We start from the raw sequence: 11,697 nt of genomic DNA, 5'->3' as shown, positions 1-11,697 counted from the left end.
CCCGCCACGAAGAACGCCGTTCCTGACCTGCCGATTGTTCTACGCCCCGACCTGCGCGGCAAGAGGCTCCGACCGACCCGCTGCCACGCGCTGCGCTCCCATCGCGGCACCGGGCCGCTTTGCGCTCCTGCCGCATCCGGCCAGCGCGCACAAGCGGCCAAGTATCAGGAAAGGCCACACCCGACCGGACGCCGAAGAAGCGCGTGCATGACTTCGAGTGAACATCGTTGCGGCTGAGTGTAAATCGACAAACAGAACGCGAAATAGATTGCACTGCAATCGAATACGATGTATCATCGAGTAATGAAGGTGACGTCAATGGCCAATATTGCACCGGCGAATATTGCCCCTCCGCCAGCCTCCGCGGCCGCGTGACCGAAAGGAACCGCGACGATGGCAACCGCCGACTATGCGCAGCGCGCCGTGGCCTACTGGGCGCAGTCCGAACGCGCCTACGCCGAGGGTGACTCTCACTACGGCGACGAGCTCGCCGAACTGGCCGCCCAATGCGAACAGTGGGCGTACGAAGACCTCACCGGCGTCCGCAGCGACGTCGCCTAACCCACCGATACGAACAAGGAGACAGCAGGTGATCGTCATGGCCGACAAACCCGAGGTCGCACCCTGCGATGTGCCGCAGCCGCCGGCCACCGCGATCGAACCGCTGCCCGAACTGGAAACCGTCACCGCCGGAGATGACCTCACCCTCACCGGCACCATCGGTGACGACACCGCCGAGGTCGACAACACCCTCGCCCTGGAACTGGACATGCTCACCGCTCTGTTGTGGGCGCCACCGGCCCGGGCCCGCCACGTCGTCGAGGCGCTGATCGGCTCGCGCCGACCGTGACGCCGGCACCACCACCACGGTGCTTCCCGCCGGCAGTGTGGTGTTCCTCAGTGCTGTGCATCAGGCCGTGTTCGACACCGTCGTTGCGTTGCTCGACGAAGGTAGCCCCGCCACACCCGTTCTGGTCAATGCGCGGTTTGCCGATCGAGGACTCACCACCCGCACCCGTAGTGTCATGCTCGAGATCGCCTCCCCGCGGCACGGCCGCCCCGTCGCCGACAGTGCCGACCTGCCCCACCTGGCCGCCGCCCTCATCGACGGCTGGTACCGCCGCGGCTACCGCGCACTGCTGGCTCGCATGACCCAAGTGACCACTGAGCGACCGACCGCCGAACTCGCCGGCCACTGGACGGCCCTTACCGGACACCAGCAGGCCGCCGAAACCCGGTGGCTGGCCATCCGCGACACCCTCGCCCGCATCTGAACGGAAAGACACGCCGCGATGACTGACGACGACCCCGACGCCCAGGACCGCGAACTCGGTGACCTCGCCGCCGACATGCGTGAGCACGGTCGCAGCTGGGCCGACATCGCCCACGAACTCGCCCTGCCCGAAGCCACCGTCAAACACGCCGTCGACCAAGCACACCAGCGTGCCGCCGAACTCGCCGCCCGCGATCAGATCGCCCTGTTCTGATCACCCGCCCCGAGGGCCGGGAGAACCGCCCTCACCATGTGGAGAGAGTCGATGACTACACCGCACGGCCGCACCGAGGACGAGATCCTGGCAGCGGCCACCGCCGGCCACATCATGGCCGGCATGCCGCCCACCGCCGTCGATATCGACGCCGCCCGCCGGGTGCTGCGCGGGCACACGTCTGTCGAGGAAGAGCTGACGAGCCTCCGCGACGAGCTGTCAACGTCGTGACCGGACCGAACACGCCGATGATCGGTAAACTTAGTATGACGCGACATTCAGGAAAGGTAGGTGCGGCGATGATCGAGTCACGATGGATCACCCGCTGGCCGGAGTTGTTCGCCGGCCTCACCGACACCCAGGTCCGTGGTGTCGTGCAGGCAATCGACAACAACGTCCTCGAGGGGTGGGAACCGCAACGCGCCGACATCGACCTGCTCACCCGGTCGGCGCGCGGTGAACTGACCGACGCCGAAGTGATCGCCGAAGCCGTCGCCATGGCGACAAGCTCACGAGCGGTACACGCCCTCGGCTGACCGCGCACAAACCGTAGTTGTTCACGACGGCACCGCCTCGTCGAGGTGGTGCCGTCGTCGTGTCTGGAAGGTGAGGGCGAGTGACCGCACAGGATGACTGGGACGCCACATTCATCCCCGGCACCACCGTGTTGGCCAACAAACTCGGCATCACCGATCCCGACGCGCTCGCCGCGGCCGAATACACCATCACTGCCCACCGCGAAGCGATGATCGCCGACGGGCATATCCCGATCGCCCACACCTACGACGCCGAACATCTGCACAACATCCACGCCGCGTTGTTCTCCCCGATCTACGAATGGGCCGGCGTACCGCGCACCTACCCGCTGAACAAAGACGGCCTGCCGTTCGCTGACCCGAACCAGATCAGCCGCTACCTCAACCACGCCCGCGACCACATCGCCGCCGTCGACTGGACCGACCTGGACCACGGTGGGTTCGCCGTCGAGGCCGCCACCGTCTACGCCTCGATCAACATGAGCCACCCCTACCGCGAAGGCAATGGCCGCGCGGCCAAGGTGTTCATGTCCCAACTCGCCGCCGATGCCGACTACCGACTCGACTACGGCCGCGTCACACCGCAACAGTGGGTCAACGCCGCCATGCTCACCCACCCCGATCGCGGCGCGTTCGAGCCCGTCCCCGACACCATGGTCCCGGTGTTCGCGCAGATCGCCGAACCCCTCACACCCCAACAATCCACCGCGGCCGAGCGCGAGACCGACGCGCAACGCGCGGCACGCATCTCCAGCCGCGGCACCTCCCGGCACCTCCCGGCAGGCCCCGGCAACCGGTGCTACTCCGACGGCCTACGGCGTGTCGATCCCGCGATTTCCATTTCTGCGCGGAAGAATGGCCGCCATGGCCGGCCGACCGCGTAAAGACCCCTCGGGCAAGTCCTTGGTGACTTTGAGTCTGTCTCCGACGGAAGCGCTGAAGACGACAATCCAGTCGGCCGCGAAGGCCCGCGGGATGCATGTTGTCGACTACTTGGGCGCCCTCGTTGCGAACGATCTAGGCCAGCCCATTCCCGGCGTACCACCCTTGAAGGAGGTTCTACCGCTGCGTGATAGCGCATAACGGCATAGCTGAATAGCGAAACGCCCCCGGCGGCAACCGAGGGCGTTCGCGAAGTTTATGAGTGTGAGCGGCAATCTCGCACTCAGTGTGACCCCGAAGGGACAGTCTTGGAGGACTGGTCTCAGGGTAGCGCGTACCCTTTTGTTCGCGCTAGTTCTGATGAACGCGTGTCGGATCACGACTCGGTTACTGAGTCGCGGTGGTCCGAGGTGTACCGGTTGCTGCCTGCGCCGGGTGGTGAGAGTTTCGCGCTGGCAGGCACCGCGACGGCGAACAAAGCTCGGCGAGAGCGCAGCGGCAACCCGATTGAGCTGATTACCGAGGCAGAGCGTGCCGGCGGCGGGAAAGCCATCTGGGCTGTTGTGGCCCCGATCCGCAGTGATCTGCTGGTCATCGACCTCGACCGCTGCGCTGGGCAGGTGTGGCCGCGCCTGCATGAAGTGCTCGGCGACTACTCGGCGACCACCGCCTATTTGGCCCGCTCCGGTAGCCCGGACTCACTGCACGTAATCCTTAGGTGCCCCTCCCCTGCCTCGGACCGCGGCATCCGCGAGTTCCTCGCAGATCTGCGCCGCCACCTCAACCTGTCGGCTCGTCGCATCGACGTCCTGAGCCCTGGACATCTGCTCCGTCTGCCGGGCAGCGCCTCGCTGAAGCCCGGCGGGCACCACTGCACACCCGTCGACGACGACCTCACACCCATCACCGCCGTCCGGACCGCCGACAGGCTGCGCACCGCCCTAGGTAGCAATGAACCCGGGCCGGTGCAGGCCTCCTTCGCCCGCCACGACGACGGGTGGTGCGTGCCCGGCTACACCGCGCAGCGTCATCCGGGCGGGTTCGGTGTGCTCGACGTCGTGCTCGCGGTGGCCTTCCTGGCGTTCCTCTCCGGGGAGGCCACTGCCGACCAGCAGCAGTGGGAGTTCCACAAACGCAAGACCTCAGGCCAGACCTCGACGCGGTTCTGCACGACCGGGCTGTTCCACTACTCGCGGCACCCGAACTACTTCTTCGAGCAGGCCCAGTGGTGGGTGATCTATCTGTTCGGGGCCGTGGCCGCGGGGTCGATCCTGCAGCCGACGATCGTCGGCGCGGTGCTGCTGACGCTGCTGTTCGTCGGGTCGACCAAGTTCACTGAATCACTGACACTGTCGAAGTATCCCGAATACGCCGACTACCAACACACGACGTCGGCGCAGATCCCGTTGCCGCCCAAGCGACGTCGGACGGCGGCTGTTTGAGCGGCGATCATCGCGCCACTGTGAACTCGTCGTCGAGCGACACCTGATCGCTGTCGGTGTCGTAGTCGTAGATCTCGCCGTAGCGACCCCAGTCGATAGCGGTCGAGAACTGTCGCTCAGCCTCGGCGTCGGGCAAGCCGCGACGTAGCGGGTCGAGGAAGAATCCCGACCGCAACCGACCGTCGGAGCTGCTGCGCAACACACGAATGATGGTGCGCACCAGCGGGGCTCGGACGCGGGAAACAGCACGATGAAGAACCTGACCGTCACCGAGAGAAGACCCGAGGATCGGCACTGATATCAGTGCAGCGGCACCGATGCAGACGGCGACGTCGGCGAGGACCGAACGTTGGCGACGTCCGACGGCGGCCGGGGACGCGCGAGGATTGTGGTTTCCGTGGCGGCGCAACCCTGTTCACGCGACGTTCGTCCTGCGATCGGGACAATCGGCGCGAGACGGGCGTGGCTGGGTTCAGCTCGAGGCCGTCGACGGCCTAGATTTGGTGACATGCTCAGACCGCTGACTGTCGGAAAGAACATCCCGGACCCTCGCGTTCTCCTGCGCGTGGTGATTGTCGGAGCACTCCTCATGCTTGCGGTGGTGGGTACTTCTCTGGCTGCGGACACCGCCCGGGCCGAGCCGCCGATGCGGCTACCCGACCAGGTGACCGATCCCGCCGACGTGCTCTCGTCGTCGGATCGCACACGGGTGCAGCACGCGGTCGAGGGGCTCTACCGCGACCACGGCGTGCAGTTGTGGGTCGTCTACGTCAAGACATTCAACGGGCTGGGTAGTGAGCAGTGGGGCTCGCAGACCGTGCAGATGAGCGACCTCGGCGAGCACGACGTGCTCCTCGCCGTCGCCACCGACGACCGCGCGTACCGCTTCGACGCGCCCGATTCGGTCGACGGCCTCGACCGGTCGAAGCTCGATTCGATCGCCCAGGACAACATCGTGCCCGCGCTCAAGAAGTCGGACTGGCCGGGCGCGGCCGTCGGCGCGGCGAACGGTCTCGGCTCGACACTCACGCCGTCGCACACCGCCGCAATCGTCACCGGAGCGGTCGGTGGTGTCGCGGTCGTCGGCGGCGGTGGCGCCTACCTCTACTCGCGGCGGCGTCGAAAGCAGAAGCTCGAGTCTCAACTCGACTCCGTCCGCGAACAAGAACTGACCGGCGATCAACTACTGTCACAGCCGATCGAGGTCCTCGAACCCTGGTCGCGCGAGGTCTTGACCGACACCGACAACGCGATCCGCACCAGCGAGGAGGAGCTGCGGCTGGCCGTCGACGAGTTCGGCCCGGCCCAGACCGCACCGTTTACGCAGGCACTCGATGCCGCGAAACGTGGTCTTGCGACATCGTTCTCGCTCCGACAACGACTCGACGACGACATCCCCGAGACACCCGACGAACGCCGTTCGATGCTGGTACAGATCATCACAACCTGCACCGACGTCGACGCCGCACTCGACGAGCAGGTCTCGGCCTTCGACGAGATGCGCAATCTGTTGATCAACGCCGACAGCCGATTCGCGCAGATCACGCAGCAACTCGTCGCGCTGCGAGCACGCCTCGAGGGAGCGGCAGGCCAACTCACGACGCTGGAGCAGAAGTACGGCGCGCCGACGCTGCGCTCGATCGAGCACAACGTCGACCTCGCCGCCCAGGAGGTCGGGTTTGCCGAGAGCAGCGCGGACCAAGGTCGCGCGGCGATCGCGCGTCCCGTCGGCGAGCAGGGCGCTGCCGTTGCCGCGATCCGCTCGGCGGAGGGCGCCATTTCCCAGGCCGACAAGCTTCTCGACGCTATCGACAACGCCGACACCAACATCGCCGCCGCGCACACCCAGCTGCCCGCGCTGATCGCCGAGGTCGAAGGCGAACTGCAGGAGGCCGCCGGACTGTCGACGGATGGGGGGCCGGAGCTGGCAACGGCGGTGGCGTCGGCCACCACGGCACTCGATCGCGCCAAAGCCGGCACCGACCAGGACCTGCTGGGAGTGTTCACCGCATTGGTCGACGCCGACGCCGACCTCGACCGTGCACTCGATTCCGCCCGCGGCGCGTTGGCAAAGCGCAAGCAGCGAACCGAGGTCCTCACCGCCGCACTGACCAGCGCGCAGGCCAAGGTCACCGCGGCGTCGGACTTCATTTCCACTCGACGCGGCGCCATCGGCTCGACCGCACGCACCCGACTCGCCGAAGCGCAGCGCCTACTGCAGTCGGCCACCGAGACCGCGCAGAGCGACCCCACAGCGTCGACCGATGCCGCGCGTCGAGCCGGCTCCCTCGCAGACCAGGCACTCATGGCCGCGCAGGGCGACGTGGTGAGCTGGCAGCAGAGTCAGCAGCCGCGCTCGAGCACCGGATCGGCGGCCACGGGTGCGGTACTCGGCGGCATCCTGGTCGACAGCTTCCTGCGCGGGACGATGCGCGGTGGTGGCTACGGCGGAGGATTCGGGGGCGGCTTCGGCGGCGGTGGCTACACCAGCGGCGGCGGGCGCAGCCCCGGCTCGTTCGGCGGGTCGTCGAGCTCGGGTCGCATCGGCGTCGGGGGCCGGTTCTAGGGCCTGGCTTCGGTCGGGCGTGCGGTCGGCCGGCCGCTGCGCGCCGCAGTGCGCAGAAAGTTACGCGCCCTGGGCGGCCCGCATGTACCGGTACGTGCGGAGGGCCCGAGAGGTGTCGTTTTCTGCGCGCGCACCGGTCGATGCGGTCCCGGCCACTGCGCGCCCCTACGCCGACTTGCGCCCGAAGCCCAGGTACGCGATCGGGCCGATGTAGTTGATGAAACTCGCTGCGGCCCAGGCTTTTTTGGGTCCACGCACCTGCTCGGCGGGCCGCTTCTTCAGGTCGCGTAAGGCGTAGCCCTGGAGCGCGAACTGCGCGACGGCGGCAACGCTGATCAGCGCGCGCTTGGCTGGGGTGAGGTTCTTCTTCGTGTCACGAGTCACAAGGTCACACTACCGTTCGGCCTTTTATTTCATAAGCCTAAGTATTAGACTTGCTAAACGTGACCGACAACAGTGCAGACATCGCCCGAGCGCTTCGCCCCTCCGTGACGCGGCTCTACCTGGCGTTGCGTCGGCACACCCCGATTCCCGAGTACACCGCTGCTCAGGCGTCGGCGCTGGCCACGATCGTCGACCACGAGCCGATGCGCATGGGCGAACTCGCCGACCGCGAGTCCATCCGCATGCCAACGGCAACAGCCCTGGTCGACGGCCTGTGTAAGAGCGGACTGGTCGTGCGTGAACCAGACCCCGACGACCGACGTGCCGTCCTGGTCCGACTGACCGAACACGGGCACGAGGTTCTCGAGCGGGTTCGAGGGCAACGCGAGGACGCGCTCGCCGCAGCACTCGAACGGCTTTCCGACGACGACCGGGCCCGGCTCGCCGCAGCCGCCCCCGCATTTCGCGCACTGCACGCGGAACTCGAGGGGACGCCGTCTCCGACCCCGGCGAAGTAGCAGCAGCGGCGAAGTAGCAGCAGTAGCCCCAAAGACTCTAGTAAGCAACAACTTTCGACAATGAACACGAGGTAGATGTGACAACCACGACGGAGAAGCCGGCGCAGTCGGCGCCAGAGGAGCACTCCCACTCACTGATCGAGACCTTCAAGGGTCAGCCCCGGGCCGTGTGGGTGACCGCATTCGCTGCGGTCATCGCCTTCATGGGTATCGGCCTCGTCGACCCGATCCTGAATACGATCCGCGAGGAACTGCACGCGCCGCCGTCGAAGCTGACGCTGCTTTTCGCCGTCTACCTCGGTGTGCAGGTGATCGCCATGCTGATCACCGGTTGGGCCGCATTCCGCTACGGACCCAAGCGCACGCTGACCGTCGGCCTCGCGTTGATCGTCATCGCAGCGGGCGTCTCGACGTTCGCGGGCAACATCGACCACCTCATCGCGATGCGCGTGCTCTGGGGTCTCGGCAACGCGCTGTTCATGGCGACGGCACTGGCGTTCATCGTCGGCGCGGCCAAGGGCGGCCAGCACGGCGCGATTCTACTGTACGAGGCCGCGCTCGGCGTCGGCCTGGCAGTCGGTCCGCTTCTCGGAGCACTGCTCGGAGCATGGACGTGGCGTGCACCGTTCGCGGGTACCGCGGTCCTCATGCTGATCGGTGCTGTGCTGTGTGCGTTCATGCTGCCGTCCGACGGTCCGCGCTCAGAACGTGTCGCGGTCAGCATTGTCGACCCGCTCAAAGCGCTGCGTAACCGCACCTTGCTGCTGACGTCGATCGGCTCGGCGTTCTACACCGGCGCACTGTTCACGGTCATCGCCTACGCGCCACTTGCCATGGGCCTCAAGCCGATTCCGGCGGGCATGGTGTTCTTCGGTTGGGGTCTGTTGACCGCACTCTCGGGTGTCTTCGTCGGGCCGCGACTCGCCGAATGGATCGGACAGCGCGGTGGCGTGATGACCGCGATCGTCGGCTACGGCGTCGTGATGGCGCTCGCAGCGGTCGGTGTCGCCACCGACCAGGTGTGGCTGACCGGTCTCGCGATCGTGCTCTCGGGTCTGCCGTCGGGCATCCTCAACACGCTGTTCACCGGCGTTGCGATGTCGTCGGCCGATCCCAACAAGCCGCGCTCGGTTGCCAGTGCCGGCTACAGCTTCCTGCGTTGGATGGGCGGCGCGGCGTCGGCCGTGCTGGTCGCCTACCTCGCGGAGTGGTTCGCTCCGGCGGCCCCGTTCTGGTTCGCCGTCGGCTACTGCGCCGTCGCCGTGATCGCGGTCGGGTTCGTGCAGTCGAAGAAGGCGGAGTCGCACCACGTCGACGAGGACGCCGCGCTGGTCGGTGCGGAAGAGTTCTGAGTCTCGCTCAATACGAAAGAGGTTGCCCCGCAGTCCACTTCGGACCGCGGGGCACTCTTCTGTAGGGAGCGGCCGTCAGTCGAGCCAGTCGAGCACCGACGCCGCGGTCCAGCTCTGCTGCATACTGCCGAGCGCCTCGCCGGTGAACGGCTCGTAGTACTCGGCGAACGCGCCATCGGTGGCCTGCCGCAAGCCCTCTTCACGGAGTCGCGCGGAGCGTTCTGTCCACCCGCGGCGCGCGAAGGCCCAGCTGAACAGCCAGGTCATCACCGGCCAGACCGGGCCGCGCCAATACTCACGTGGGCGGAAGTCGGCCGAAATCGGCGACGTCGACGGCGGGACACTGAATCTCAGGTCGGGGTGTCCGCAGAAGCGCGGGCCGTCGAACAGTCGTAGCAGCGCGCGTTCCCGATCGCGCGACAGCCCGCCGCACAGCAGGGGCGCGAAGACCGCGATGGTCTCGGAGTTGATCCACTGACCGGCGCGCAGGTCGTAGTCACGCGCGGCACCGTTGCGGTCGTTCGCGGCCGCGACCACGCCCGCCTTGAACCGATCCGACCACGCCCGCAGGTCTCGCACGTCAGCGCGCGGCTTGGAGTAGTCCTCCCCGATCGTCGCGAGAACATCGCATGCGACGGCGAAGATCGCACTGACGAAGACGTCCTCGACCATGAAACTCATGACCTTGGGCAGGATCTCGTCGTCGTAGTGCGCTCGTTTCATCTCTTCGACGAGCCAGATGTAGCGGTCGTATTCGAGGTCGGTCGGGCGCATCGAGAGGTCGGCGACGTGCTCGAGGTCGGCGCGGGTGTACGGCGGCAGATCCTCGCCGGGAACGACGCGCGAGTACGGACCGTCCCAGCGCGGGGAGTTGTCCATACCCGATTCCCAGCCGTGGTAGATCGTGACGCGACCGCGCCCGAGCGGATCCCGTGCGTGAGCGAGCCATCGATGCCACCGCATCAGCGCGCCCCACCGGCGGTCGATGAACTCGTTCGCGGCGGCCCGCGTCGAACGGCCGTGTCGCCGTGAGTGATCCAGGATGCGCTGGACCGCGATCGCGTGCACGGGCGGCTGCGTGATGCCGGATGTCTCCGGATAGTCGGGTGCGGCGTCGGCCAGGCGCGAACATTCCCACCGGCCGGGGCCGGGGAAATAACCGTCGCGCCCGTTGGCGAAAACGATGTGCGGAATCATGCCGTTCGACCACTGCGCCGAGAGCAGGGTGTCCATCTCGATGACGGCACGTTCGACGCTCAGCGGTGCGAGACCGACCGTCACGAACGCTGCGTCCCAGCTCCACATGTGCGGGTAGAGGCGGGGTGCCGCGCTGGTCATCGTGCCCAGATCGTTGCCGCGGAGCAGATACGCGGCTCGTGCCGACAACTGCGTTGGGGTGAATCCATACCTGGCCACGCGTTGATTCTGCACTGCCTCGACTGTCCTCGCCGCTCGAGGTCGTCGGTGATGTCCGCCGGTACGGTTGAACGCGTGCCAACCGCATTGATCACCGGAGCCAGCCGCGGACTCGGCGAGCAGATCGCCCGACAACTCGCGCCCACCCACTCGCTGATTCTCGGCGGCAGACCCTCGGCCGCACTCGACGCGCTCGCCGCAGAGCTGGGTGGCGCGACATTCGCCGTCGAACTGACTGACCACGAATCAGTTGCCGCGGCCGCGGAGTCGATACCGTCGCTGGACGTACTGGTCCATAGCGCTGGAGTCGGTTCGACGCTGCGCACCGTCGCCGAGACACCCACCGACGAATGGCGTCACGTGCTCGAGGTGAATCTCGTTGCCGCGGCCGAGGTGACGCGCGTGCTTCTGCCCGCGCTGCGGACGGCGCAGGGTCACGTCGTGTTCATCAACTCGGGCGCGGGGATCCGTGCCAACCCCGGTTGGGGCGCGTACGCCGCGAGCAAGTTCGGGCTGCGCGCGCTGGCCGACGCTCTGCGCGGCGAGGAGACCTCGCTGCGTGTGACGTCGGTGTTCCCCGGGCGAATCGACACCGACATGCAGCGCGAGCTGGTCGCGATCGAGGGCGACGACTACGACGCGTCGAAGCTCCTGAAGCCCTCGACGGTCGCGGGCGCGGTGGTCGCCGCGATCCACACCCCGGCCGACGCCCACCCGACGGAGATCGTGCTGCGGCCGACCGGCCGCGGGTGATCTCGACAAGCTCCTTCCCGCTGGTCGAGCGGGCGCGAGCGCAGCGAGCACCCGAGTCGAGACCACAGCCCGCCGCGGGTGATCTCGACAAGCTCGATCAGCGGTTGGGGCTCGATCAGCGGGGGTAGCGCTCCATCAGCGGGGGTGGGCTCGATCAGCGGCGGCACCTTCCCGCTGGTCGAGCGGGCGCGAGCTTCTTCCGCTGGTCGAGCGGGCGCGAGCACAGCGAGCACCCCAGTCGAGACCACTCCTCCCGGCAGGTGATCTCGACAAGCTCGATCAGCGGGGGGTTGGCTCGATCAGCGGGGGCTCCTTCCCGCTGGTCGAGCGGGCGCGAGCACAGCGAGCACCCGAGTCGAGA

Annotated in this window: 15 protein-coding genes; 12 read left to right on the top strand and 3 right to left on the bottom strand. The window is 67.2% G+C overall.

All coding sequences use genetic code 11. From position 1 onward, the window contains the following. Nucleotides 1–393: 393 nt before the first annotated feature. From B3T59_RS13160 to B3T59_RS13125, 8 genes are all read left to right on the top strand, one after another. On the top strand, nucleotides 394–561 hold the full coding sequence (locus B3T59_RS13160) for a hypothetical protein (protein WP_197502387.1): 168 nt from the start codon (nucleotides 394–396) through the stop codon (nucleotides 559–561). Between the two features lie 28 nt (nucleotides 562–589). After that, the gene (locus tag B3T59_RS13155) at nucleotides 590–850 is read left to right on the top strand and encodes a hypothetical protein (protein WP_231895078.1); all 261 of its coding nucleotides are present in this window, start codon (nucleotides 590–592) and stop codon (nucleotides 848–850) included. A 19-nt stretch (nucleotides 851–869) separates the two neighbouring features. Continuing rightward, complete coding sequence (locus B3T59_RS13150) at nucleotides 870–1,274, top strand: hypothetical protein (protein WP_231895077.1); 405 nt, start codon at nucleotides 870–872, stop codon at nucleotides 1,272–1,274. 18 nt (nucleotides 1,275–1,292) lie between these two features. Beyond that, nucleotides 1,293–1,487, top strand: a complete 195-nt coding sequence (locus B3T59_RS13145; protein WP_064863238.1) for a hypothetical protein — start codon at nucleotides 1,293–1,295, stop codon at nucleotides 1,485–1,487. Between the two features lie 51 nt (nucleotides 1,488–1,538). Beyond that, on the top strand, nucleotides 1,539–1,718 hold the full coding sequence (locus tag B3T59_RS13140) for a hypothetical protein (RefSeq protein WP_231895076.1): 180 nt from the start codon (nucleotides 1,539–1,541) through the stop codon (nucleotides 1,716–1,718). Nucleotides 1,719–1,786: 68 nt separating this feature from the next. Further along, a complete protein-coding gene (locus tag B3T59_RS13135) occupies nucleotides 1,787–2,023 on the top strand; it encodes an antitoxin VbhA family protein (protein WP_064863236.1) in 237 nt (78 codons plus the stop codon). Between the two features lie 80 nt (nucleotides 2,024–2,103). Next, nucleotides 2,104–2,907 carry a Fic/DOC family protein gene (locus B3T59_RS13130; protein WP_082933685.1) on the top strand — a complete coding sequence of 268 codons (804 nt, stop codon included), beginning with the start codon at nucleotides 2,104–2,106 and terminating at the stop codon, nucleotides 2,905–2,907. 366 nt (nucleotides 2,908–3,273) lie between these two features. Continuing rightward, on the top strand, nucleotides 3,274–4,347 hold the full coding sequence (locus B3T59_RS13125; protein ID WP_231895075.1) for a DUF1295 domain-containing protein: 1,074 nt from the start codon (nucleotides 3,274–3,276) through the stop codon (nucleotides 4,345–4,347). A 7-nt stretch (nucleotides 4,348–4,354) separates the two neighbouring features. Here B3T59_RS13125 and B3T59_RS13120 read toward each other — a convergent pair whose 3' ends face one another. After that, complete coding sequence (locus B3T59_RS13120) at nucleotides 4,355–4,567, bottom strand: AAA-associated domain-containing protein (RefSeq protein ID WP_269447005.1); 213 nt, start codon at nucleotides 4,565–4,567, stop codon at nucleotides 4,355–4,357. A 369-nt stretch (nucleotides 4,568–4,936) separates the two neighbouring features. On the opposite strand from B3T59_RS13120, the gene B3T59_RS13115 reads away from it, so the two are divergent. Then, nucleotides 4,937–6,913, top strand: coding sequence for a TPM domain-containing protein (locus B3T59_RS13115; RefSeq protein WP_064863242.1), 1,977 nt, complete (start codon nucleotides 4,937–4,939; stop codon nucleotides 6,911–6,913). Between the two features lie 165 nt (nucleotides 6,914–7,078). Here B3T59_RS13115 and B3T59_RS13110 read toward each other — a convergent pair whose 3' ends face one another. Next, nucleotides 7,079–7,297 (bottom strand): hypothetical protein, encoded by a 219-nt coding sequence (locus B3T59_RS13110; protein WP_064863233.1) that lies wholly within the window; start codon nucleotides 7,295–7,297, stop codon nucleotides 7,079–7,081. Nucleotides 7,298–7,356: 59 nt separating this feature from the next. Between B3T59_RS13110 and B3T59_RS13105 the strand changes: the two genes are divergently transcribed. Both B3T59_RS13105 and B3T59_RS13100 read left to right on the top strand, forming a co-directional pair. After that, nucleotides 7,357–7,815: a MarR family winged helix-turn-helix transcriptional regulator gene (locus B3T59_RS13105; RefSeq protein WP_064863232.1), complete on the top strand. Its 459-nt coding sequence runs from the start codon at nucleotides 7,357–7,359 to the stop codon at nucleotides 7,813–7,815. Between the two features lie 77 nt (nucleotides 7,816–7,892). Then, complete coding sequence (locus tag B3T59_RS13100) at nucleotides 7,893–9,167, top strand: MFS transporter (RefSeq protein ID WP_064905992.1); 1,275 nt, start codon at nucleotides 7,893–7,895, stop codon at nucleotides 9,165–9,167. A gap of 75 nt (nucleotides 9,168–9,242) precedes the next feature. Here the strand turns inward: B3T59_RS13100 and ggh are convergent, their stop codons facing one another. Next, nucleotides 9,243–10,583, bottom strand: a complete 1,341-nt coding sequence (gene ggh / locus B3T59_RS13095; RefSeq protein WP_287003726.1) for a glucosylglycerate hydrolase — start codon at nucleotides 10,581–10,583, stop codon at nucleotides 9,243–9,245. Nucleotides 10,584–10,658: 75 nt separating this feature from the next. On the opposite strand from ggh, the gene B3T59_RS13090 reads away from it, so the two are divergent. Continuing rightward, a complete protein-coding gene (locus B3T59_RS13090) occupies nucleotides 10,659–11,336 on the top strand; it encodes an SDR family oxidoreductase (RefSeq protein ID WP_039856471.1) in 678 nt (225 codons plus the stop codon). Nucleotides 11,337–11,697 lie beyond the last annotated feature (361 nt).

Source organism: Gordonia sp. UBA7860, from assembly GCF_002500165.1.
In the GTDB taxonomy this organism is placed as follows: domain Bacteria; phylum Actinomycetota; class Actinomycetes; order Mycobacteriales; family Mycobacteriaceae; genus Gordonia; species Gordonia sputi.
Note: the sequence above shows the minus strand (reverse complement) of the source record. Positions and strands in the feature narration are given on the sequence as shown.